This is a genomic window from Streptomyces sp. NPDC092370, from assembly GCF_044755265.1.
GTDB lineage: Bacteria > Actinomycetota > Actinomycetes > Streptomycetales > Streptomycetaceae > Streptomyces.
In genome coordinates, this window is the sequence record NZ_JBIVQO010000001.1 from 600,226 (window position 1) to 623,770 (window position 23,545).

Annotated in this window: 18 protein-coding genes; 5 read left to right on the forward strand and 13 right to left on the reverse strand. The window is 72.4% G+C overall.

Annotation, left to right across the window (positions count from 1 at the left end; translation table 11 throughout):
- Positions 1 to 29: 29 nt before the first annotated feature.
- Entirely contained in the window at positions 30 to 236 is a 207-nt protein-coding gene (locus ACIQHQ_RS02650; protein WP_402609343.1) for a hypothetical protein, read from the reverse strand.
- Between the two features lie 302 nt (positions 237 to 538).
- On the reverse strand, positions 539 to 1,984 hold the full coding sequence (locus tag ACIQHQ_RS02655) for an MFS transporter (RefSeq protein WP_402609345.1): 1,446 nt from the start codon (positions 1,982 to 1,984) through the stop codon (positions 539 to 541).
- A gap of 78 nt (positions 1,985 to 2,062) precedes the next feature.
- On the opposite strand from ACIQHQ_RS02655, the gene dusB reads away from it, so the two are divergent.
- Positions 2,063 to 3,196 carry a tRNA dihydrouridine synthase DusB gene (gene dusB, locus ACIQHQ_RS02660; RefSeq protein WP_402609347.1) on the forward strand — a complete coding sequence of 378 codons (1,134 nt, stop codon included), beginning with the start codon at positions 2,063 to 2,065 and terminating at the stop codon, positions 3,194 to 3,196.
- Here dusB and ACIQHQ_RS02665 read toward each other — a convergent pair whose 3' ends face one another.
- The 3 genes from ACIQHQ_RS02665 to ACIQHQ_RS02675 all read right to left on the reverse strand — a co-directional run bounded on the left by ACIQHQ_RS02665 (position 3,197) and on the right by ACIQHQ_RS02675 (position 8,556).
- Positions 3,197 to 5,002 (reverse strand): sulfatase-like hydrolase/transferase, encoded by a 1,806-nt coding sequence (locus ACIQHQ_RS02665; RefSeq protein WP_402609349.1) that lies wholly within the window; start codon positions 5,000 to 5,002, stop codon positions 3,197 to 3,199.
- Between the two features lie 153 nt (positions 5,003 to 5,155).
- The gene (locus ACIQHQ_RS02670) at positions 5,156 to 7,093 is read right to left on the reverse strand and encodes a glycogen debranching N-terminal domain-containing protein (protein WP_402609351.1); all 1,938 of its coding nucleotides are present in this window, start codon (positions 7,091 to 7,093) and stop codon (positions 5,156 to 5,158) included.
- The gene (locus ACIQHQ_RS02675) at positions 7,090 to 8,556 is read right to left on the reverse strand and encodes an MGH1-like glycoside hydrolase domain-containing protein (RefSeq protein WP_402609353.1); all 1,467 of its coding nucleotides are present in this window, start codon (positions 8,554 to 8,556) and stop codon (positions 7,090 to 7,092) included. The genes ACIQHQ_RS02670 and ACIQHQ_RS02675 overlap by 4 nt, the downstream gene beginning before the upstream one ends.
- A gap of 120 nt (positions 8,557 to 8,676) precedes the next feature.
- Between ACIQHQ_RS02675 and ACIQHQ_RS02680 the strand changes: the two genes are divergently transcribed.
- Together ACIQHQ_RS02680 and ppdK are read left to right on the forward strand one after the other, a co-directional pair.
- Positions 8,677 to 9,879: an ROK family protein gene (locus ACIQHQ_RS02680; RefSeq protein WP_402609355.1), complete on the forward strand. Its 1,203-nt coding sequence runs from the start codon at positions 8,677 to 8,679 to the stop codon at positions 9,877 to 9,879.
- 406 nt (positions 9,880 to 10,285) lie between these two features.
- Positions 10,286 to 13,033, forward strand: a complete 2,748-nt coding sequence (gene ppdK, locus ACIQHQ_RS02685) for a pyruvate, phosphate dikinase (protein WP_402609357.1) — start codon at positions 10,286 to 10,288, stop codon at positions 13,031 to 13,033.
- Between the two features lie 143 nt (positions 13,034 to 13,176).
- On the opposite strand, the gene ACIQHQ_RS02690 is transcribed toward ppdK, so the two are convergent.
- The 3 genes from ACIQHQ_RS02690 to ACIQHQ_RS02700 all read right to left on the reverse strand — a co-directional run bounded on the left by ACIQHQ_RS02690 (position 13,177) and on the right by ACIQHQ_RS02700 (position 15,542).
- Positions 13,177 to 13,695 (reverse strand): NUDIX hydrolase, encoded by a 519-nt coding sequence (locus ACIQHQ_RS02690; RefSeq protein ID WP_402609359.1) that lies wholly within the window; start codon positions 13,693 to 13,695, stop codon positions 13,177 to 13,179.
- A gap of 92 nt (positions 13,696 to 13,787) precedes the next feature.
- Complete coding sequence (locus tag ACIQHQ_RS02695) at positions 13,788 to 14,276, reverse strand: excalibur calcium-binding domain-containing protein (RefSeq protein ID WP_402609361.1); 489 nt, start codon at positions 14,274 to 14,276, stop codon at positions 13,788 to 13,790.
- A 108-nt stretch (positions 14,277 to 14,384) separates the two neighbouring features.
- Entirely contained in the window at positions 14,385 to 15,542 is a 1,158-nt protein-coding gene (locus ACIQHQ_RS02700; RefSeq protein WP_402609363.1) for an alkaline phosphatase PhoX, read from the reverse strand.
- Positions 15,543 to 16,162: 620 nt separating this feature from the next.
- Between ACIQHQ_RS02700 and ACIQHQ_RS02705 the strand changes: the two genes are divergently transcribed.
- The gene (locus ACIQHQ_RS02705) at positions 16,163 to 16,357 is read left to right on the forward strand and encodes a hypothetical protein (RefSeq protein WP_402609365.1); all 195 of its coding nucleotides are present in this window, start codon (positions 16,163 to 16,165) and stop codon (positions 16,355 to 16,357) included.
- A gap of 80 nt (positions 16,358 to 16,437) precedes the next feature.
- On the opposite strand, the gene ACIQHQ_RS02710 is transcribed toward ACIQHQ_RS02705, so the two are convergent.
- The gene (locus tag ACIQHQ_RS02710; protein WP_402609367.1) at positions 16,438 to 16,866 is read right to left on the reverse strand and encodes a peptidase inhibitor family I36 protein; all 429 of its coding nucleotides are present in this window, start codon (positions 16,864 to 16,866) and stop codon (positions 16,438 to 16,440) included.
- Between the two features lie 234 nt (positions 16,867 to 17,100).
- On the opposite strand from ACIQHQ_RS02710, the gene ACIQHQ_RS02715 reads away from it, so the two are divergent.
- Entirely contained in the window at positions 17,101 to 18,354 is a 1,254-nt protein-coding gene (locus tag ACIQHQ_RS02715; RefSeq protein ID WP_402609369.1) for a helix-turn-helix domain-containing protein, read from the forward strand.
- A gap of 66 nt (positions 18,355 to 18,420) precedes the next feature.
- On the opposite strand, the gene ACIQHQ_RS02720 is transcribed toward ACIQHQ_RS02715, so the two are convergent.
- The 4 genes from ACIQHQ_RS02720 to ACIQHQ_RS02735 all read right to left on the reverse strand — a co-directional run bounded on the left by ACIQHQ_RS02720 (position 18,421) and on the right by ACIQHQ_RS02735 (position 23,510).
- A complete protein-coding gene (locus ACIQHQ_RS02720; protein ID WP_402609371.1) occupies positions 18,421 to 19,269 on the reverse strand; it encodes a maleylpyruvate isomerase family mycothiol-dependent enzyme in 849 nt (282 codons plus the stop codon).
- Positions 19,270 to 19,336: 67 nt separating this feature from the next.
- Entirely contained in the window at positions 19,337 to 19,687 is a 351-nt protein-coding gene (nirD, locus tag ACIQHQ_RS02725; protein WP_402609373.1) for a nitrite reductase small subunit NirD, read from the reverse strand.
- Entirely contained in the window at positions 19,684 to 22,293 is a 2,610-nt protein-coding gene (nirB, locus tag ACIQHQ_RS02730; RefSeq protein ID WP_402609375.1) for a nitrite reductase large subunit NirB, read from the reverse strand. The genes nirD and nirB overlap by 4 nt, the downstream gene beginning before the upstream one ends.
- On the reverse strand, positions 22,293 to 23,510 hold the full coding sequence (locus ACIQHQ_RS02735) for an NAD(P)/FAD-dependent oxidoreductase (protein ID WP_402609377.1): 1,218 nt from the start codon (positions 23,508 to 23,510) through the stop codon (positions 22,293 to 22,295). Before ACIQHQ_RS02735 ends, nirB begins: the two co-directional genes overlap by 1 nt.
- Positions 23,511 to 23,545: the final 35 nt, after the last annotated feature.

Below are 23,545 nucleotides of genomic sequence, written 5' to 3' on the forward strand. Positions count from 1 at the left end.
GTTGCGCCGGCTCGTGATCGCCGGGCAGTTCAGGCCGCCGTCGGGTCCACCGTCGCCTGGTGGGCCTCCAACAGGTGCTCCTCCGCCTTCAGCCAGGGCAGGAACTGGGCGCCTCTGCGCCAGCCGCAGGTGTCGCAACTGATCGTGCGCTGCACGCCCGTGCGCTGCACCCGCACCACGTGCTCCCGGCCGTGCTGGTCCCACCGGCTGACCTTGCTCGTGTCGATCTGCGTCATGGCCCCTCCCACGTCGAGAAATCCGGCGTTCCGGTCTGCTCGCAGCAAGGAGTGTGCAGCAAGACCGACATCAACGGGGATTCCCCGGAAGTGAGTTATCAGGCCGTGAGAGACCTCGGACGACGGTGCGGGGCAGCCGGAGGCTCAGCAGCCCCGTCGGTACGACGCCGCCGAGCCGCACCAGCAGGGTCGTGACCGGGGCGTCCCGCATGGCCGTCGCCGGGGCCAAGGACGAGTAGCGCGGGGATCTCCCGCCCCGGATGGGAGACGCGGTGAACGAAACGCCCGCGTCGTGGCGGGGCTCAGCCGCCCGCCCCGACGGCCTGGCGTACCTCCACGGTCTTGAGCCTCGCCGCGGCCCGCTCGGCGGTCCCCCGGGCCCACCGCCCGTTCGTCACCGCCCCCAGGGCCAGCACGGCGAAGCCGCATGCCGCGAGGATCCACCAGCCGGGCCGGGCCGCGGACACGAACGTCTCGCGGTACGGGGAGGAGCCCACGCCCGAGGCGAGCACCGAGCCCAGCACGGCCACGCCCAGGGTCTGGCCCAGCTGTCGGCTCGTCGAGGCGACCGCGGCGGCCACGCCCGCCTGGGCGCGGGGCATGCCGGAGACCGCCGTGTTGGTGATGGGCGCGTTGACGAAGCCGAAGCCGATGCCGAAGAGGACGTAGCCGGCGAAGAGCGTGATGTTCGAGGTCTCGGCCTCGAACGCGGCGAAGAGGATGCCGCTCGCCGTCATCGCGCAGCCCGCGATCAGCAGGGGCAGGCGCGGGCCGCGCGCGCCCACCAGGCGGCCCGACAGCGGCGCGCACGCAAACGTCAAAACCGCCATCGGCAGCATCCACAGCCCCGCCTCCAGGGCGGTCAGACCACGCACGTTCTGCAGGTACAGCGTGGACAGGAACAGGAATCCGCCCAGTGCGGCGAAGGCGCTGATCGCGATGACCGTCGCCCCGCTGAACGGCGCCGAACGGAAGAAGCGCAGGTCGATCAGCGGTTCCTCGCGGCGCGGTTCGTAGAGGAGCAGTCCCGCCAGCGCCGCCAGGGCGACGACGGCCGGCGGCGCGATGGAGGTGAACGCGGTGCTCGGCGCCTCGATGATCGCGTACGTCAGCGAGCCGAACAGCGTGATCACCAGCACCTGCCCCACCGGATCGGGCCGACGGGCGCGGGGTGCGCGGGACTCGGGGACGAAGCGCAGGGTGAGCAGCAGGGCCGCCAGGCCCACCGGCAGGTTGATCCAGAAGATGGAGCGCCAGCCGACGGAGTCGACCAGGAGGCCTCCCACGAGGGGTCCGGCGGCCATGGAGATGCCGACGACCGCGCCCCAGGCGCCGATGGCCCGGGCCCGCTCGCGCGGGTCGGTGAAGGTGTTGGTGATGATCGACATGGCGACCGGGTTCAGCATCGAGCCGCCCACCGCCTGCACCATCCGGAACACGATTAGCGCCTGAAGGTTCGGCGCGAGGGAGCACAGGACCGAGCCGGCGGTGAAGACGACCAGACCCGCCATGAAGACCCGCTTGCGGCCGATCCGGTCGGCGGTGGAACCCGCGAGCATCAGCAGCGAGGCCAGGACCAGCGTGTACGCGTCGATCGTCCACTGCAGACCCGACGTGCTCGCGTGCAGGTCCTCCTGCATGGACGGCAGGGCCACGTTCAGGACCGTGTTGTCGAGGCTCACGATCAGCAGGCTCATGCAGCAGATCGCGAGCACCAGCATGCGGCGGCGGGGGCTGAGCTCGGGCATGCGCTCCATCGTACGCCGACTTCGATAGTGTGGCTAACTAATGAATTTTGCCATCTCATTGCACGGCACAATGGAGGCATGCCCACGCCCCTCCGGATCGGTCCGCACACCGTCCAGCCGCCCGTCGTCCTGGCCCCCATGGCCGGTATCACCAACGCGCCCTTCCGCACGCTCTGCCGGGAGTTCAGCGGCGGCAAGGGCCTGTTCGTGAGCGAGATGATCACCACCAGGGCGCTGGTCGAACGCAACGAGAAGACCATGCAGCTCATTCACTTCGACGCGAGTGAGCGCCCCCGGTCCATCCAGCTGTACGGCGTGGACCCCGCGACCGTCGGCAAGGCCGTCCGCATGATCGCGGAGGAGGACCTCGCCGACCACATCGACCTGAACTTCGGCTGCCCCGTGCCGAAGGTCACGCGCAAGGGCGGCGGCTCCGCGCTGCCGTACAAGCGGAACCTGCTGCGGGCGATCCTGCGAGAGGCCGTCAGCGGCGCCGGTGAGCTGCCCGTGACGATGAAGATGCGCAAGGGCATCGACGACGACCACATCACCTTCCTCGACGCCGGCCGTATCGCCGTCGAGGAGGGCGTCACCGCCATCGCCCTGCACGGCCGCACCGCCGCCCAGCACTACGGCGGCACCGCCGACTGGGAGGCCATCGCCCGGCTGAAGGAGCACGTGCCGGAGATCCCGGTGCTCGGCAACGGCGACATCTGGTCGGCCGAGGACGCCCTGCGGATGGTGCGCGAGACCGGCTGCGACGGGGTGGTCGTGGGCCGCGGCTGCCTCGGGCGGCCCTGGCTGTTCGCCGACCTGGTCGCCGCCTTCGAGGGCCGCACCGAGGACATCGCCCGCCCCGTCCTGCGCGAGGTCGCCGACGTCATGGTCCGGCACGCCACCCTGCTCGGGGAGTGGATCGGGGACGAGTCCCGGGGTGTGATCGACTTCCGCAAGCACGTGGCCTGGTACCTGAAGGGTTTCGCCGTCGGCTCCGAGATGCGGGGGCGCCTCGCGATCACCTCGTCGCTCCAGGAGCTGCGCGCCGGCCTGGACGAGCTGGACCTCGACCAGCCCTGGCCCGCCGGCGCCGACGGGCCCCGGGGCCGTACGTCCGGCAACAACCGGGTGGTGCTGCCGGACGGCTGGCTGAAGGACCCCTACGACTGCGCCGGGGTCGGCGAGGAAGCCGAGCTCGACACCTCCGGCGGCTGATCAGCCCCTGGAGGGGTGCGGTGTGGAGCCGAACGCCTTCAGGAAGCGGTCGCGGAAGGCGCTCATCTTCCACACGGGCGCGTCACGGTCGGGCTTGAGGCCCTCCGTCCAGTTCCAGTCGGCGACCTTGTCCAGGACCTTCGGGTCCTTCGCGACGATCGACACCGGCACGTCCCGGCCGGCGCCGTTCCCGCTGACCCGGGCGATGGGCTGGTGGTCGCCGAGGAAGACCAGCACGGTGTCGTCGGTGCCGTATCGCTGAAGCCACTGGGTGAGGCTGGTGACCGAGTACTGGATGGACCTGCCGTACTCCTCGCGGGACTTGGTGGTGTCGGTGATGACGTCCGACGCCTTGCTGCCGGCCTTCTCGATCGCGTCGAAGACCGAGCCGTCGCCGAGCTCGTCCCAGCCGACCATCTTCGGGAGGGGCGCCCAGGGCTGGTGGCTGGAGGTCAGGATGACGAACGACATCAGCGGCTTGTCCCGCTTCTTGCCGTGCACCTGCCGCTGGAACGCCTCCAGCGCGTACTGGTCGGGCATGGTCGACCAGCTGAACTTCGGCCCCTTGTAGCCCAGGTCGAAGGCGTCGTAGAGCTTGTCGAGGCCGTACCACTTCTCCTCCGGCCAGCCCTTCTGCACGCCCGGCATGACGCCGACCGTGTCCCAGGCGCCGGTCTTCTGGAACGCCTTGGTGAGGGTGAGGTGGTCGCCGGCGCTGACCGTGCGGTAGCGCCGCTGGTTGTCGATCCACAGGCCGGACATGGTCGTGGAGTGGCCGAGCCAGCTGCTGCCGCCGTACGTCGCCGAGGTCAGCCAGCCACTGCGGGCCGCGAATCCGGCCTTCTCCAGGGCCCTGGTGCTCGTGTCGAGGGTCCGGTCGACGCCGGGTGCCATGACCGGATCCTCGATCGCGCTGCGGCCGTAGCTCTCGATGAACGTGAAGATCACGTCCTTGCCCCGCAGATCCGGCAGCAGTTCGCCGGGCGGGGTGTTGCCGAAGGTGTCCGCCTTCGACTGCTTCACGAACGCCGCCTCGTCCCGCAGCGACTCCACCGTCCGCTGCGAGTGCACCTTGAGCGCCCCGGCACCGCGCTCGGAGGCGATCGGGCCGCCGGACAGCGTGAGCCCCAGCGCGGAGCAGGTGACCCAGACGGTGCCGGCGATCAGGGCGCCCTTGGTGGCCCGCACCCGGTGGCGGGCCAGCACGTTCGCGAGCCGGACCGCCGCCGCGACCAGCACGGCCGCCACGAGCAGTACGAGCACCACGGCGCCGACGGCGGCCGCGGTCGCGACGCCCCCGCCCAGCGTGTCCCTGACGTACGCCTGGGCGTCGGGCAGCAGGTCCCAGTCGAGCGCGGCGTTGAAGCCCCGGCCCAGGTACTCGTTGAACCCCATGTCGAGCAGGTTCACCGTGGTCAGCGCGGTGAGGCCGAGCCCGTACAGCACCGCCGCGGCCAGCCGGGGCCGGCGCGGCAGCGCGAGCACGACGACGGCCCCGAGGACCGCCTCCGCCGGGATCCGCGCGAAGCTGACCGCTTCCAGCGCGGGGAGGGTGTTGGGCAGCAGCAGGGCCCCGAGGACCAGGACGGCGGCGAGGGCGGTGGTGGTCAGGCGGAGTGTGCGGGCCGCCCGGGGGTGACGGGTGCGCCAGTCCCGCAGACGGGAGAGGCGGCTCCCGGCGCCGGCGTCACTGCGCTCCACTTCCTCCGCGGCGGTCACGGCCTCCTCGTCGCGCTCCGGCCCGGGCCCGGCCCCGGACGTGCCGTCACCCGGCGACGACTGGTGGAAGCGCGTGAAGACAGGCACCCGGATGTCCTTCCCGTACGAAACCGGTGAGGGGGCGGACCCGGGTGGGGGGGCCGGGTCCGCCACCGTTCCGTACGGGGTGTCCACCGGGTCCGTTCAGCCTGCCGGGCCAGCACTCGGCAAACACCCGGCAAACGGCCGCCCAACCGGCCCTCAGACCACGCCGACCGCCGTGAGCAGCGCCAACGGGGCCGACGCCGACCGCGATTCCCGCACGCACGCGTGCGGGTACGGCACCGGCTCCGGGTGCGTGTCGCGGCCGTAGCCCGCGAGGACCTCCGGGAGCCGGTGGCCGGTCGCGCCCGCCGCGTCGACCAGGCCGTGGGCGATCGCGCGGGCCTTGTCGTGCAGCCCGTAGCGGGCCAGGCCCAGTGCGATCAGCGCGTTGTCGTGCGGCCAGACCGAGCCGCGGTGGTAGGAGAGCGGGTGGTACGCCGGCTGCCCGGCCGCGAGGGTGCGCACGCCCCAGCCGGAGAAGAAGTCCGGTTCGAGGAGCCGTCGGCCCACGAGTTCGCCGTACTCCTTGTCCAGCAGCCCCGACCACAGCAGGTGCCCGGCGTCCGAGGCCAGCGCGTCGACCTGACGGCCCCGGCCGTCCAGCGCGAGGGCCGGGAAGGAGTGCTCGGGCATCCAGAAGTCCCGCCGGAAACGCTCGCGCAGGTCACCGGCCGCCTGTTCCAGCAGGTGCGCGTACGTGGCGTCCTGCCACACCGTGCGGGCGAGCCCCGCCGTGCGCCGCAGGGCGTCGTAGGCGTAGCCCTGGGCGCCGGCGGCCGTCACCGGGCCGTGCGGGCGGGTGCCTTCGGCGGAGCAGATGGCGCCGGGGGAGTCCTTCCAGTTCTGGTTGGCGAGGCCGCCCTGGTCGGCGCGGTAGACGAGGTAGCCGCGCGAGGTGAGGCCGCCGTGGTCGAGCATCCAGGCGATGGCCGCGCGGGCCTGGGATTCGAGGCGCCGGGCCAGGGCGGTGTCCCCGGTGTGCTCGGTGTACGCGCCGAGCAGCACGAGGAAGAGCGGGGTGGCGTCGACCGAGCCGTAGTAGCGGCCGTAGGGGACCTGGCCGAAGTGGGCCAGTTCGCCGTGCCGCACCTCGTGCACGATCTTGCCGGGCTGGGCGATGCCGTCGGCACCGGTCCCGGTGGCCTGGGTCGCGGCGAGCGCGGGCAGGGTGGCGGCGGCCAGGCCCGGCCGGTAGGGCAGGGCGAACAGCGAGGTCAGCAGGGCGTCCCGGCCCAGCAGGGTCAGGAACCAGGGGGCGCCGGCCGCCGGGACGCGCAGGTCCTCGCCGTCCGGGCCGGTCGCCGGGACCAGCAGGGCGGCGAGGTCGGCGAGCCCCCTGGTGCAGGCCGCGGCCAGCTCGGGCCAGCCGCTGGGGACCACCACGTCCCGGACGAACTCACCTTCCCGAAGACGGAGTTGCTCCTGGGCGGCGGAGGGGGAGCGGGGTACGCGCAGGGCGCGCCGGTCGCCGTGCGGGCGGGCGATGATCCGCAGGGTCAGCTCGGTGGTGCCGTGCGGTTCCAGGTCGAGGTTCCACGCCAGGCGCCGCGCGCCGGTACCGGTCTCCTCCACGGCGTCCGGCCGGGGGTCGGCCGTCACGGTCGTGACGGAACACCATTCACCGCGCCGGTAGGTGAACTCCACGCCGTGGCCGAGCACGTGGCGTGAGCGGACGGCGCCGGCCTTCGTGTAGGTGCGGTGGTCGGAGCGCAGCTCGAACTGGTCGGTGAAGTCGGCGTCGGCGGTGACCGCGAGGTGGACCGTCGTCGGCACCGGGCGGTTGCTGGTGACGCGCAGCGACTCCACGAACGAGGAGTCTCCGACGGCCTGTTCGCGAAAGAGCGTGTACGCGGGCGGTTCGTCGCGGCCGCCGCGCGGGACGAGCACACAGCGTGCGGTGTCCCCGTCGGCCACCGGCGACAGTGTGTCGGGCACCGCCCCGTCGACGGTGAGCTGCCATCGGCTCAGATGCCGGGCGTCCCGTACGAACATGCCGTCCGGGGCGCTGCCGCCCCGGTAGCCGCTGATGTCGCCGCGGTCGCCGACGGCGGCGAACGTCCGGCCGTGCACGAGCAGATGATGCCGGTCCGTCATTCCCGGTCCCCTCCCTTGGTCGCCGTGAGGCCGTTCCTGCCCGGTGCGGGCCGGTCGTGCAGCAGGTCGAGCGTGAGCGCGGCGGTCCAGCCGAAGCCGGTGACACCGCAGGCCTGTGCCGTGTACGGGTCGACGTACTCCGCGAAGCCGGAGGCGCCGGCGGTGTGCAGCATGCCGGTGCGCAGGTCGTCGGCCCGGACCCGCTCGCCGTGCAGCCGCAGCCCGCGCTCCAGCAGCCAGTTGGTGTTGAACCAGGCCGGGCCGCGCCAGTAGCGGTGCGGGTCGAAGGCCTCGCCGAGCAGGTCGTAGCTCGGGACCATGCGGGTCGTGCCACCGAGCCCGAAGTGCGGGCCGCAGACCGTGCGGACCAGGGTGGCCACGATCTCGCGCGGCAGGGCCGGCAGCAGCAGGGGGATCAGCCCGGAGACCGAGCGCTCGGGGATCAGTTCCCCGGCGCGCACGTCCCGGCACAGGAACATCCCCGCCGCCGGCTCCCACAGCCGCTCCGTCAGGGCCGCCGTCAGACGCTCCGCGCGGGCCTGCCGGGCCGAGCCGGTGACCCCCAGCTCGTGGGCGATGTGGGCCAGGGCGTACTCGGAAACGACGAGCAGGGCGTTGAACGCCGGGTCCTCCACGGCGAACTCTCCCGCCCGTCTCCCACCACCGCCCTCAACCGTGGCCTTGCGGGCCGCCCCCCTGATTCCACCGTCGGCGTATCCGCGGTCCCGGTAGTCGGCCGCCAGCCGCACATACCGCCCGTAGTCCAGATCCGTCGGCCGGTCCTCGGGGGCGCCGTGGCCGAGGTCGGCACGGCGGAAGGAGCGGGCCGGGGCGGGAGTGACCCGGGACAGCGGACGGTCCCAGCAGGGGCTGTTGTCCATGCCCTGTTCCCAGGGGTGCACGACCGACACCAGTCCGCCTCCGCCGAGGTCGCGCCGGTGCAGGAGGTAACCGTGCCAGGCGGCCAGCCGGGGGTACAGCCGGGTGAGGAAGCCGCGCGCCCGGGACAGGCCCGGGTCGGCGAGGTGCACCAGCCACGCGGCCAGCGCGTGTACCGGTGGCTGCACGATCCCGGAGGTCTGTACGGTGCCCGGGGCGCCCGCGGAGCGCCCGGCGGCCGACGAGCGCCAGAAGTCGGGGCTCGGGAAGTAGGCGTCGTGGGGGACGGAGGGGTTGAAGACGATGTGCGGGACGCGCCCGTCCGCCCACTGGGCCGCCAGCAGCGTCTCCAGCTCCGTCTGGGCCCGTAACGGCGACAGGTGCCGCAGGCCGATCGCGATGAACGCGGAGTCCCACGACCACTGGTGCGGATACAGGCCGCGCGAGGGCACGGTGGACGTGCCCGTCCAGTTGCCCTCCAGGATTTGTGCGGCCCTGACCTGTAGGGAAGGCGGCGCGTCGGTTGGATCGTATGCGGTGTCGCGCCCCGCGGGACGCGTGGTGAGCTGGGCGATGCGATCCACTCGGGGCTCTCCCAAAGACGTACTCCTGACCGGGATCGGCAGGGGCTACCGTAGGGTTACGTCTATTTAACACGCAAAACCCAATATGTAATGCAGGATTGGGAAACACAAGGGGGGCGCATGACGGGACGCGTTCAGGCAAGCGCCGGCGATCTGCTTGAACTGGTGCGCAGTCGCCGCGCCGTGACCCGGGGTGCGCTGCAACAGGCGACCGGACTGTCCCGGGCCACCGTCGGGCAGCGGCTGGACCGGCTCTTCCGCGCGGGCTGGTTGCGCGAGGGCGCCGGCGGACCGGTGGACTCACCGCTGGGCGGGCGGCCTTCCATCACCCTGGAGTTCGATGACGAGCACGCGGTGGTCCTCGCCGCGGACCTCGACACCCGGCACGCGCGCGCGGCCGTGCTGTCCCTGAGCGGCGAGATCCTCGCCGAGCACTCCGGCACCCTGGCCGTCGAGGACGGGCCGGACGCGGTGCTCGGTGAACTCGGCGGCTGGTTCGCGGAGTTGGTGGAGAAGGCCGGGCGCGGGGCCGAGACGGTCTGCGGGGTCGGGCTGGCGGTGCCCGGCCCCGTCGACACCGAGGCCGGCCGGGTCGTCCAGCCGCCGATCATGCCCGGCTGGGACGGCTACGACATCAAGGGCCGACTGGCCCGGGCGCTCACCGAGCACGCGGGCACCGCCGGGGTGCCGGTGCTGGTGGACAACGACGCCAACCTCATGGCCTACGGCGAACAGCGCACCGGCTACCCGGACTGCTCGGCCTTCGTGCTGGTGAAGGTCTCCACCGGTATCGGCGCCGGGGTCGTGGTGGACGGCTCGGTGTTCCGGGGCGTCGACGGCGGTGCCGGCGACATCGGGCACATCCGGGTGCCGGAGGGTGCCGAGGCGCTGTGCCGGTGCGGTGCGTACGGCTGTCTGGCCGCCGTCGCGAGCGGTGGCGCGGTGGCGCGGCGGCTGGCGGAGGCCGGGGTGCCGGCGGCCTCCGGCTCGGACGTGCGGGATCTGCTGGCGTCCGGGCACCCCGACGCGGTCGGACTCGCCCGGGAAGCCGGGCGCCGGGTGGGGGACGTCCTCGCCACCGTCGTGACCCTGCTCAACCCCGGCGTCCTGATGATCGCCGGGGATCTGGCCGGAACTCCCTTCCTGACGGGCGTGCGCGAACTGCTGTACCAGCGGGCGCTGCCCCGCTCCACCGCGCACCTGGACGTCGTGACCGCGCGGCTGGGCGAGCGGGCCGCGCTGGTGGGAGCCGGTGCCATGGTCGTGGAACACCTCTACGCGCCCGAGCGGGCCGAGGAGCGGCTGCGCGCGCTCGGGGTGTGACGGCCGTGTTCCGGTCCGGGGACGCGTCCGCATGGTGAAATTCCGTCGGGTGTGGCAGCGTGATTCTCGCCACCCCTGATAAGGGTTGCGCTCAGATGAGCAGGTCGTGAGCGACTGCACTTCTCCAAAGGGTGGCACTGAGTGCCACCCTTTGATCGTTCATCGAGCGAAATCAAATGGGCGGAAACCCTGCTCACATGAGCGTCATGGAAGGGTCCGGGAGGTTCTTGTGTTCAAGAAGTGAAAGCATGCGCCCCTGATCGCTTGCCGCGCCTTGACTTTCGATCCGCTGGCGGACGAGTGGTTACAGGCGTATGACGCACAAGTGGACGTACCCAGACGCCTTTGATCTGGGTATGTTCCTCGCCGTCAGGGCAGCCACCGCGTCCTCGAGGAGTCGAGACCCGTGTCGGAAAACAAAGATCCCCAGGTAGCTGAGCACGGCACCAGCGTTGAGGGCGTGAAGTTCGTCTACGACTTCACCGAGGGCAACAAGGACCTCAAGGACCTCCTTGGTGGCAAGGGCGCGAACCTCGCGGAGATGACGAACCTGGGCCTTCCGGTCCCTCCCGGCTTCACGATCACCACCGAGGCCTGCAAGGTCTACCTGGAGAGCGGCGAGGAGCCGGCGGCACTGCGTGACGAGGTGAGTGCACACCTCGACGCGCTCGAGGCCCGCATGGGCAAGAAGCTCGGCCAGGCCGACGACCCGCTGCTGGTGTCGGTGCGCTCGGGCGCCAAGTTCTCCATGCCCGGCATGATGGACACCGTCCTCAACATCGGCCTCTCCGACAAGTCGGTGCAGGGCCTGGCCAAGCAGGCCGGCGACGACCGCTTCGCGTGGGACTCCTACCGCCGCCTCATCCAGATGTTCGGCAAGACCGTCCTGGGCGTCGACGGCGAGCTGTTCGAGGACGCGCTGGACGCGGCCAAGGCGGCCAAGAAGGTCACGGTCGACACCGAGCTGGAGGCCGCCGACCTCAAGAAGCTCGTCACCAAGTTCAAGAAGATCGTCAAGACCGAGGCCGGCCGGGACTTCCCGCAGGACCCGCGCGAGCAGATGGACCTCGCCATCCACGCGGTCTTCGACTCCTGGAACACCGACCGGGCCAAGCTCTACCGCCGCCAGGAGCGCATCCCGCACGACCTGGGCACGGCCGTCAACGTCTGCTCCATGGTCTTCGGCAACCTCGGCCCCGACTCCGGCACCGGCGTCGCCTTCACCCGCGACCCCGCCTCCGGCCACCAGGGCGTCTACGGCGACTACCTCCAGAACGCGCAGGGCGAGGACGTCGTCGCGGGCATCCGCAACACCGTGCCGCTCGCCGACCTGGAGTCGATCGACAAGAAGTCGTACGACCAGCTGATGCAGATCATGCAGACGCTGGAGAACCACTACAAGGATCTCTGCGACATCGAGTTCACCATCGAGCGCGGTGTGCTGTGGATGCTCCAGACCCGCGTCGGAAAGCGCACCGCGGGCGCGGCCTTCCGCATCGCCACCCAGCTGGTGGACCAGGGGCTGATCGACGAGGCCGAGGCACTCACCCGCGTCAACGGCGCCCAGCTCGCCCAGCTGATGTTCCCGCGTTTCGACGAGAGCGCGAAGGTCGCGACGGTCGGCCGGGGCATCGCGGCCTCCCCGGGCGCGGCCGTCGGCAAGGCCGTCTTCGACTCCTACACGGCCGTGAAGTGGTCCCGCTCGGGCGAGAAGGTCATCCTGATCCGCCGCGAGACCAACCCCGACGACCTGGACGGCATGATCGCCGCCGAGGGCATCCTGACCTCCCGCGGCGGCAAGACCTCCCACGCGGCCGTCGTGGCCCGCGGCATGGGCAAGACCTGTGTCTGCGGCGCCGAGGAGCTGGAGGTCGACACCAAGCGCCGCCGGATGACCGTGCCGGGCGGGCACGTCGTCGAGGAGGGCGACGTCGTCTCCATCGACGGCTCCTCGGGCAAGGTCTACCTCGGTGAGGTCCCGGTCGTGCCCTCCCCGGTCGTGGAGTACTTCGAGGGCCGGATGCACCCGGGTGCCGACGACGCCGACGAGCTGGTCGAGGCCGTCCACCGGATGATGGCCTTCGCCGACCGCAAGCGCCGCCTGCGGGTGCGCGCCAACGCCGACAACGCCGAGGACGCGCTGCGCGCCCGCCGTTTCGGCGCCCAGGGCATCGGCCTGTGCCGCACCGAGCACATGTTCCTCGGTGACCGGCGCGAGCTGGTGGAACGGCTGATCCTGGCCGACACGGATGCCGAGCGCGAGGAGTCCCTCAAGCAGCTGCTCCCGCTCCAGAAGCAGGACTTCGTCCAGCTCTTCGAGTCGATGGACGGCCTGCCGGTCACCGTCCGCCTCCTTGACCCGCCGCTGCACGAGTTCCTCCCGGACATCACCGAGCTGTCCGTCCGTGTCGCCCTCGCCGAGTCCCGCCAGGAGCCGCACGAGAACGAGCTGCGCCTCCTCCAGGCCGTCCACCGGCTGCACGAGCAGAACCCGATGCTGGGTCTGCGCGGAGTGCGCCTCGGCCTGGTCATCCCCGGCCTGTTCACCATGCAGGTCCGGGCCATCGCGGAGGCCGCGGCCGAGCGCAAGGCCGCCAAGGGTGACCCGCGCGCAGAGATCATGATCCCGCTCGTCGGCACGGTCCAGGAGCTCGAGATCGTGCGCGAGGAGGCCGACCAGGTCATCGCCGAGGTCGAGGCGGCCTCCGGCGCCCAGCTGAACCTGTCCATCGGCACGATGATCGAGCTGCCGCGCGCCGCGCTGACCGCCGGTCAGATCGCCGAGGCCGCGCAGTTCTTCTCCTTCGGCACGAACGACCTGACCCAGACGGTGTGGGGCTTCTCCCGGGACGACGTGGAGGCGAGCTTCTTCACCGCGTACCTGGAGAAGGGCATCTTCGGTGTCTCCCCGTTCGAGACGATCGACAAGGACGGCGTCGGATCCCTCGTGAAGCTGGCCGCCAAGGCCGGGCGCGAGACCCGCCCCGACCTCAAGCTCGGCGTCTGCGGCGAGCACGGCGGCGACCCCGAGTCGGTCCACTTCTTCCACGAGGTCGGACTCGACTACGTCTCCTGCTCCCCGTTCCGCATCCCGGTGGCCCGGCTGGAAGCGGGCCGGGCGGCGGTCCAGTCCCAGGGCAGCGACCACCGCTAGCCCGGACCACGGAACCCGGAGTCGTCGACGGTCCCCGACCCTCACCGATCGCGGCGGCTCCGGCGCACGAAGAAGAGCGGGGCGGCACCTTGTGCGGAGGTGCCGCCCCGCTCTCGCGCGTTCCGGCCAGGGCCTGAGGACCCTTACCGCGGCAGACCGTCGCGCAGGCACACGACGGTGCCGGTCCGGGCCGCGGTCAGCAGGGCGCCGAGGGTGGGCAGCCGGGTCGCCAGCGGGGTGGCTTCCAGGTCGGCGAGGGCGAAGAGGCCGTGGCGGTCGTGCTCCGAGCTGCGCCGGACGGGCTGCCCGGCCGGGAGCCGGCCGCCGTGGAAGTAGAAGTCGATCACCGGCCCGGTGCCCAGCACATCGGCCCGGTGGTCGTAGCCGATGAACCGCAGGTCCCCCCGGAGGGCGATGCCGGTCTCCTCGTGCAGCTCCCGGCGCGCGGCTCCGACGGGGTCCTCCCCGGGGTCGAGCATGCCGCCCGGCAGCCCCCATAGCCCCGCCGCGGGCTGCCCCGCGGCGTAGCGCAGCAGCAGGATCCGGTCCTCGGCGTCGAGCAGCAGGACGCAGGACGCGACGATGGTCTGGGGCAGTGTCTTGACCCACTCGGCGCGGGGCAGCACACGCGGCGCGTTCGGGGCGGGCACGGTCGTGTCCACGGTGGTGTTCCTTCCGTCGGCCGGGCAGCCCGGATCGAGCTGCCCGAACGGTGGAACGGCCGGACCCGCCGATGGTCACCGGCGCATCGGGCTCAGGTGTCGCACGCGACCCCGTCGTCGTCCCGGTCCAGGTGGGAGGCGTACCCGGGCTCGCCCCGGTGGATGGGGGCGGCGCCCGCGGCGCGCACGGCGCTGCAGTTGGCGTAGTACACGTCCCCGCCGCCCTCCGAGCCGCTGTCGTCGGCCCCGCCGCCCGCTGCCGGCTGTGCGGTGACCGTGGTGGTGACCTTGACGGTCTTCGTCGCGGTGACGGTGGGAGCGGGCTCCGGCTCCTTCGCGGGCGGCGTCGCGGTGGTGGTCGCCGTCGCGGTGACGGTGACGGTCGGCCGGGGCGCGGCGGACGCGGGCTTCGCGTCGTTCGTGGTCTGACCGCCGCCGGCGCCCACGCCCATACCGATGAACAGGGCCAGCCCGAGCGCGGGCAGCACGTAGCGCTTCCTGGCCCAGCGGGGCGCCGGTTCGCCGGGCGGGGGCGGTGCGGGGTACGGGGTGTTGTGCGGGCCGGTGTACGGATTGCTCATGGTCATCCCCCCAGGGCTGATGCGTGAGGGGATGACCGTAGAGCCGGGCGGCCCCGCGTGAGGGAGGGGTGACCAACTTGTGATGGTCACGTGAAGTCGGACGGGAGGCTACGAGCGGAACGGGCCCGTCACCTCGTACGTGATGCCGCCCGAGGACGAACCGCTCGTGCCTCGCTGGCTGGAGAAGTAGAGGCGGGTGCCGTCCGGGGAGAAGGCCGGGCCGGTGATCTCCGAGGCGGACTGGCCCTCGACGCGCAGGAAGGGGGCCACGACGTCGGCGGGGGTGATGACGCAGATCTCCATGGTGCCGCCGTCCTCGGCGACGAAGAGGTCGCCGGAGGCGGAGCCGGTGACGTTGTCCACGCCGGTGAGCGGGGCCGTGCCGCCGGTGACCAGGGAGTCGTCGTAGGCGAGTTCGATGGTCTGGGCGGCGGCGTCGTACCGCCAGACGCGGTTGTCGCCCTTGGTGGTGAACCAGCAGGTGTCGTCGGCGTAGTAGCAGCCCTCACCGCCGTTGAACCGCTTGGCGCCGGACACCTGATTGCGGGTGGCCGTCGCGCCGGAGGGGTCGGGGACCCGGGACCAGCTCACCGGGCCGCTGGTGCCGGTGCCCGCCACCATGACCTCCAGTGTGCCGGAGGACAGGTCGCCCCAGGTCGCCGGCCGGAAGCGGTAGAAGCAGCCGTCGGTGACGTCCTCCGTCAGATAGACGACCCGGCGGACCGGGTCGGCCGCGGCCGCCTCGTGCTTGAAGCGGCCCATCGCGTCCCGGCGCACCGCCGCCTTCGCACCCCACGGGTCCGTCTCGTAGACGTAGCCCCGGTCCACCTCCTCGCAGGACAGCCAGGTGTTCCACGGCGTCGTGCCGCCCGCGCAGTTCTGCCGGGTGTTCGACAGGATGCGGTACGCGCCCGTGATCGTCCCGGCCGACGAGAACCTCACCGCGCTCGCGCCGCCCGAGGGGTTGATCTCGGAGTTGGAGACGTAGATCCAGCCCGTGCCGTCGGCGTAACAGGCGCCGCCGTCCGGGGCGTTGTGCCAGGTGTACGACGTGCTCCCGACCCGTTGGCCGGACCGGGCGATGACCCGGCTCGTGAAGCCGCCGGGGAGTCTGATGCCGTTGGCGTCCGGGGAACCCAGCGGCCCGTAGGGGCCGGTGCCGGGCTGGGCCGGGGCCGCGTAGGCGGCCCCGCGCCACAGGGTTCCGCCCAGAGCGGCCGATGTGCCGCCGAGGACGGCCGCACGCAGGAGGCTACGACGTTCCACTCTCACTCCAAGAGATGCCGTACCGCCCCGCCGCCGGTCGACGGCAGGGTCGTGCGCAGGGGGAGGCGGAAAGGACGCTAAGGGGATGGGATTGACGGGACATGGACAACTCGTGGCCGGGGGACGGCATGCTGTGTGCCGCCTGTGCCCCACGGCCGTCACCGCTGCGCGGGCAGCGCCGGAACCCCCCGTCTGGTCCTCCTCGGACGGTCGCCGCCCGGCCCCGGGCCATCCTCGACCGCAGGCCGCGCGGACGGCAGCCGGCCACCACGTCCAGGCCACCGGTGGCCGCCGCGCGCAGGACCGCCTCGCCGCCACCGGCGTGCGCGAGACGCTGCACCAGGGCCAGACCCCCGTACCGCCCTCGGGCGCACCCGGGCGCGCCGGAAACGGTCGAAGGCGCGGGCCCGCCGCTCCTCCGACATGCCCGGGCCCTCGTCGGTGACGTGCAGGTCGACCCAGCGGGGGCGGCTCTGAGGGTCTCGCCGCCGCGCGCCGACCAGACCGTGCACCGGCGGGCTGTCGCGCAACGCCCGCCGGGGCGGGTCCTGCAGCCGCAGCTCGATCGTGACGGTGCTGCCCGCCGGGGACGCCCGCAAGGCGTTGGAGACAGGGGCGCGGTGCGTGCGGCGGGTCACCGCGCGGACCCGGGCGACCAGTTCCCGGAGACGGCGCCCCTGCCCAGGCGTGCGGTCACCGGGCCGACCGAGCAGGCGGGGGAACCGTCACCCTGGCCCGCGGCCGACGCCGAGTGGTTCCACCTCGACACACGGCCCCTCCCCGAGGAGCACGCGCGCTCGCCCCTCGTGGTCTGACCGACGCCCGGTGGGACATGCCGCGGTGGCGTGCGCACCCGAGCGGGCGTGCACGCCACCGCTTTCGTGCGGGGGCCGGATCAGCCGCAGCTGCCCGAGATCCACCGGTGGGAGCGGACCTTGTACGTACCGGCCAGGTTGCCGCCGTGCTGCTGGCGGGTGCAGCCGACCCGGTCGGAGTAGTCGGCGCCCCGGTAGTACGCGACGCCGCTGGAGCTGCTGGTGCCGGCGTTCCACACGGACTTCACGTTGCTCGTGGCGGCCCAGGAGCACCTGATGGCACCGTTCTGCCAGTCGGGGTCGGCCACGTCCCACGAGCACTTGCTGCCGGTGAAGTTGGAGCCGGTCCAGAAACAGACGTGCCCGGACGCGCAGTCCACCGCGGCGGGCGCGGCCGGGGCCGCCGACGCGGAGCTCGGCACGGCCAGGGCGGTGACGGCGGCGGCGCTGACGGTGAGAGCCGCGAGCAGGGAGTTCGTACGAGAGTGCCGGCGTACGGAAAGGCGCATGGGGCTGGTCTCCTCGGAGATCGTGGGACGGTGGAGCGGACGTCCCGACGCTGGCAAGGCACGTCCGGGCCGGGCAAGGACGAAGCGGCCGGCTGGGATGCGGGGACGGCGTCCCGGCGCTCGCCTGGCGCGTTCCGCAACCGTTGGGACGGCCATGGGACGCCTTTGCTGGCACAGTGTCGGCACAAGACGCCCGACCAGCGTCCTGTTGGGGATTCCGAGGGGGGAGAGGCTTTGTCCGCATGCCCAGAAACGGAGCGGTTCGCCGCGCTCCTGCGTTCGCTGAAGAGCCGGTCCGGGCTGAGTTACGAGGCCCTCGCCAGGAAGTCCGGGCTGGCCGGTTCGACGTTGCACCGTTACTGCCGCGGCACATCGGTGCCGCAGGACTACGGGAGCGTGCACCGGCTGGCCACGGTCTGCGGCGCGACCCCGGACGAACTGCGCACCTTGCACCGGCTGTGGGCGCTGGCGGACGCGGCGCGGGCGGCAGCGGCCGGTGCGGGGCAAGACGAGGAACACACGGCGCAGGACGAAACGGCGGTTGAAGACATGGGCCCGGCCACGGGCCTGAACGCCGGTCCGGCCACGGGCCTGAACGCCGGTCCGGCCACGGGCCTGAACGCCGGTCCGGCCACGGGCCTGAACGCCGGTCCGGCCACGGGCCCGAACGCCGGCCCGGCCACGGGCCCGAACGCCGGCCCGGCCGGGGAGCCTGGTGCGGTCCGGGCCGGGGAGCCGGACGCCGCGCCGCACCCCCGCCCCGCCGGATGGTCACGCCGACGCCGGTTGCGCACCTCCGTCGTCACGGCCGCGCTCATCGCCGCCGTCATCGTCTGCGCCTGGGCCCTGTCGAACGGCCGGTCACCCGCCGGCGGCGGACGGAGCACCGGCGAGGACCGGCTGTTGGTCTCGGCCAACTGCCCGCCCGTGATCGCGATGGGCGAGCACGACGGGTGCGTGCGCGAGGTGCAGCGCCTGCTGCACGCCAAGGGCGCGGACATCGACGTGGACGGAAACTTCGGGCCGCAGACCCTGCGCCGCGTCACGGCCTTCCAGGTGCTCGCCGGACTCCAGCCCAACGGAGTCGTCGGGGAGCCGACGAAGAAGGCGCTGTACACCTCGCGCGTCCGGATGGACGTGTGGTCGCCGCGGAAGGTGCGGCAGCGGGTCCGGGAGGTGTTCCCCGAGGTGCCGGACAAGGCGGTGGCCATCGCCGACTGCCAGTCCTTCCTCGACCCGCTGCACATCCTCCCCAACACCAACGGCACCCGGAACTGGGGACTGTTCCAGATCTCCGACGCCCGGCTGCGCGAGCTGGGCGGCACGCCGCGCGAGGCCCTGGACCCGGAGTGGAACATCCAGGCGGCCCGGAAGCTGTGGAGCCGGGACCGCGACTTCGGTGACTGGCCGCACTGCGAACGCGCCGCCGACGCGCCCCGCTCCCCGGCACCGACGCACTCGCCCACGGCGGCACGCACACAGCGCTGAGCGTCGTGCCCGGCGTCTGTGGGCTGGGGGTCGGTGATCGTCCCGGTCAGGAGACCGTGCCCGCGATCAGTACACGACGGACACGATCCGGCACACCGCCTCGGCCAGCCGGTGATCGCCCTCGATACCGGCCCGAGTGAGTGCGGCGGCCGGCTGGATGCCGCGCGTGCACAGCCGCCAGGCGGTCTCCGCGTCCAGCCGTACGGTCGCCGCCGGCCGGTCCTCGGACGCCTCGGCCAGGGACCAGCCGCCCGGCCCGGCGGTCACGGTCCACGCCGCCTCGACCACGCCGCCGACGGCCACCTCCACCTGCGTGCCGTCCGGCGCCTCGGTGTCGCGCAGGGTGTGCGGCAGAGCCCGCATGAAGGTGTCGAGGACCAAGGCCAGGGCCCGCGGTTCCGCGTCGGTGTCCAGCCCGGCCGCGAGGCGGATCTGCTGGCGGTGGGTCCAGTGCTCGGTGAACTCCCGGGCGCAGTCCAGCCACATCGGTGCCGGATCGGCCCCGGCCCAGGACACGCCCAGTGCCGGAGCGTCCAGGTCCACGCGTGCGAAGTGGTGGACCAGTTCGGTGCCGTTCCGTTCCAGGGCCTCGACGAGCGCGGCGGCGCCGACGCCCCGATGGCGCTCGACCCACTCCTGGTTGGCGCGGTGGACGAACGCCTCCAGGGTCTCGCCCGGCGCGAAGGGGGCCGGCGGCTCGCGGAGGCCGAGGCGCGCGCGGTAGTCGCCGAGAAGGTGGGCGGCGACGTCGTGCACGGTCCAGCCCGGGACGGCGATCCGCTCCCACTCCGCGGGGCGCAGCCCGCGCAGCAGACCCAGTAGTGCCTGAAGCTCCGGGCCGAACAACGGGCGGGCGTCGATCGGGGCACCGAGTCGGACAAGGCCGGCCTCGTCGTCGTTCGACTGCGTGACCATGGCCTCAGCCTGCCAGACGGGCACGGAAAACACCCCTCCGCGAGGAGGGGTGCTCTCAGGCGGCCGACTACGCGATCCGCACCTGGTACACCGTCACCCGGACCGTCTCGTCGTCCAGGCACTGGCCGGACGCCAGGTCGAAGCGCTGCTTGAGGAGGGGGGAGGCCACGAAGGGGCGGCCCTGGTGGGTGCCGGTGAGGCCCCGGGAGAGGACCGCCGCGCCGGTGAAGGGGTCGCGGTTGTCGATGGCGAACAGATCGCCGGAGCGGTCACGGAAGATCGCGGCCTGCCGGCCGTCCGGCAGCAGTGCGGCCACCCCGCGGCCCGGCAGCAGCGTGCTCAGGTCGCAAACCGTGAACCAGTCTCCGTCCAGGGCGATTTCGATCTTGAGGTCGGTGGTCTCGGGTGCCAGGGTCATCGCTGGGCGCTTCCTTCCAGTACGTCAGCGGCGGGTCGCATGCCGATGGACAGCAGCGGCAGGTCGGGCTTCATCTGGTCGCGCTCGGGCACGAAGGCGACAACCGGGTCCGGGGTGTCCGGGGCGTTCACGAAGGACACGAACCGGGCGAGCTTCTCGGGGTCGTTGACGGTCTCGGCCCACTCGTCGCGGTAGTGCGCGACATGCGCCCGCATCAGCTGCTCCAGCTCGTCGCAGATGCCGAGCGAGTCGTGCACGACGACGTCCCGCACGTGATCCAGGCCGCCGGGGATCCGCTCCAGCCAGGTGGAGGTGCGCTCCAGGCGGTCGGCCGTGCGGATGTAGAACATCAGGAACCGGTCGATCAGCCGCACCAGCTCGGCGTCCGACAGGTCCTGCGCGAGCAGATCCGCGTGGCGAGGGGTCGCGCCGCCGTTGCCGCCGACGTAGAGGTTCCAGCCGCTCGCGGTGGCGATCACGCCGAAGTCCTTCGACTGGGCCTCGGCGCACTCGCGCTGGCAGCCGGAGACCGCCGACTTCAGCTTGTGCGGGGAGCGCAGGCCCCGGTAGCGCAGCTCCAGGTCGATCGCCATCCGCACGGAGTCCTGGACGCCGTAGCGGCACCAGGTCTGGCCGACGCAGGACTTCACCGTGCGCAGCGACTTGCCGTAGGCGTGGCCGGACTCGAAGCCGGCGTCCACCAGCCTGGCCCAGATCAGCGGCAGCTGCTCGACGCGCGCGCCGAACATGTCGATGCGCTGACCGCCGGTGATCTTCGTGTAGAGGCCGAAGTCGCGGGCGATCTCGCCGATCACGATGAGCTTCTCCGGGGCGATCTCGCCGCCGGGGATCCGCGGCACGACCGAGTACGAGCCGTTCTTCTGCAGGTTGGCCAGGAAGTGGTCGTTGGTGTCCTGCAGCGCCGCCTGCTCGCCGTCCAGGACGTAGCCGCTCGCTCCGATCGTCGGGGCGAGGGAGGCGATGATCGAACCGACGGTCGGCTTGCAGGTCTCGCAGCCGTCACCGCCCCGGGCCTCCTCGCGGCCGTAGCGGTCCAGCAGGTCCTGGTAGCTCGTGATGCGCAGCGCGAGGACGATCTCGTAGAGCTCCTCACGGGTCTGCGAGAAGCAGCCGCACAGGCCCTTGTCGACCTCGACTCCGCTGGCCTCCAGCTCGGCGTTGACGAGCTGGCCGAGGACCTTGACGCAGGAGCCGCAGCCGGTGCCGGCCTTGGTGCACTTCTTCACCTCGGGCACGGTCGTGCACTGGTGGTCGGTGACCGCGCCGCGGATCGTGCCCTTGGAGACGTTGTGGCAGGAGCAGACGATCGCGTCGTCCGGCAGCGCGGACGGGCCGAGCTGGACGGACTCCCCGGCGCCGGCGGGCAGCACCAGCGACTCGGGCGAGACCGGCGGGACCGAGCCGGTGAACGCCTTCAGCGTGCCGTACGCCTCCGCGTCACCGACCAGGATGCCGCCCAGCAGCGTGCCGTCACGGCCGATGACCAGCTTCTTGTACAGGCCCGCCCGGGAGTCGGAGTAGACGACGTCCAGGCAGTCCTCGGCGGTGCCGTGCGCGTCACCGAAGGACGCCACGTCCACGCCGAGCAGCTTCAGCTTGGTGGACAGGTCGGCGCCGGTGAAGGACGCCTCGTCCGAGGCGATCGTGGCCGCCGCCGTCTCGGCCTGCTCGTAGCCGGGAGCGACCAGGCCGTACACCCGGCCGTCCGCCGCCAGCGCGCACTCGCCGATCGCGAAGACGTGCGGGTCGGAGACCGTACGGCACTGCTCGTCGACCGTGATGCCGCCGCGCTCGCCGACCGTCAGTCCGCAGTCGCGGGCCAGCTGGTCGCGGGGGCGCACACCGGCGGAGAACACCACCATGTCGGCGGCCAGTTCGGAGCCGTCGGAGAGCTTCATGCCGGTGACGGCGCCCTCGGAGTCGACCAGGATCTCCTGCGTGCCCACACCCGTGTGGACGCTCAGGCCCATCTCCTCGATGGTGCGCAGCAGCGCGGCACCGCCGCCGTCGTCCACCTGGACGGGCATCAGCCGGGGCGCGAACTCCACGATGTGGGAGGTGAGTCCGAGGCCCTTCAGCGCCCCCGCGGCCTCCAGCCCGAGCAGACCGCCACCGACCACGGCACCCACCCGGGCCTTGCTCTTGGCGTACTCCTCGATCGCGAGCAGGTCCTCGATCGTGCGGTAGACGAAACAGCCCTCGGCGTCCTTGCCCGGGACCGGCGGCACGAACGGGTACGAGCCGGTGGCCAGGACGAGCACGTCGTAGTCCACGACGAGACCGGAGCGCGCGGTGACCCTGCGGGCCTCACGGTCGACGGCGGTCGCCGGGTCGCCGATGTGCAGCTCGATGCCGTGGTCCTCGATGAACGCCAGATCCGTCATGGACAGGTCGTCCGGGGTCTTGCCCGAGAAGTACGAGGTCAGGGCGACGCGGTCGTAGGCCGGGCGCGGCTCCTCGCAGAGTACGACCACGCGGTGCGTGGCGGTCAGGCCGCGCTCGGCGAGCGCTTCGAGGAAGCGCTGGCCGACCATGCCGTGGCCGACGAGCACGATCGTGGGGTTCGCCCCCAGGGTGGCCGTCATCAGGAGCCTCCATCGTTGGTGAGCAGGTGGAGCAGAGGACCGCCGTCGGAGGGGAGCGGCTCTGCTCCCTCCCAGGCGCGGGCGAGCGCGCCGACGGTGCCGAGTTCGCCGACGAGGACCCCGCCGACCAGGCGGTCGTCGCGGACGACGACCTTGCGGTAGGTGCCGCGGGTGGCGTCGGCGAGCTGGACGACGTCGTCGCCCGGGAGCGCCTCGGTCTCGCCGAACGCGGCGAGGTCGAAGGGACTGTCGTGCCCCGTGAGCGTGAGCCGCGTCAGCGACCGCGTGCCGGTGTACCGGGCGGTCGTGTCACCGGCCAGCAGCGCGGCGAGCGCGTCGGCCTGTTCGAGCGCGGGAGTGGCGAGTCCGTAGAGCACGCCGGCGTGCTGGGCACAGTCGCCGACGGCGTGGATGTACGGGTCGGAGGTGCGCAGCTCGTCGTCGACGACCACGCCCTTGCGGACGTCGAGTCCCGCGGCCTGCGCGAGACCGGCCCGGGGGCGGACACCGCAGGCGACGACCACCAGATCGGCGTCGAGCGCGTAGCCGTCGGCCATCTCCACGGAGCGGACCGCGCCGCCGACGCAGCGCACGTCCCGCACGCGGCACTCGGTGTGCACCTCGACGCCCAGGTCGGTCAGGTGCCGCTTGACGAGCTTCGACGCGGACGGGTCGAGCTGGCGCTCCATCAGCCGTTCGGACTGCTGGGCGAGCACCACCTGGGCGCCGCGCAGGGCGAGCGCCCGGGCCGCGGAGACCCCGAGGAGCCCGCCGCCGACCACGACGGCCCTCGCCCCCGGCCGGACCGCCTTCGACAGGCCCAGGCAGTCGTCCATGGTGCGGAAGGCGTGGACACCCTCGGGCAGTTCGTGATTCTCGGTGAACAGCCCGCGCAGCGGCGGCAGTACGGGGTTGGATCCGGTCGCGAGGACGAGCCGGTCGTATGCGATCACCGTCCCGTCCGCGCAGGTGACGGTCCGCTGTGCGCGGTCGACACCGACGACCCGGCCACGCATGATCCGCGCCGGTGCCGGGAGGGCGATCACCTCGGGGCTGTACCGTCCGGCCAGCACCTCGGCGAGCAGCACCCGGTTGTAGGGCCGGTGCTCCTCCTCACCGATCAGCAGCGCGGGCGTGCCGAGCTCGCCGAGCCGCCGGGCGAGCCGTACGCCCGCGAGGCCGGTGCCGATCACCACCACACGCTCATTCGAGGTCATGTCCTCGACCTTGCGGTGCCGGTGTTACCCGGCAG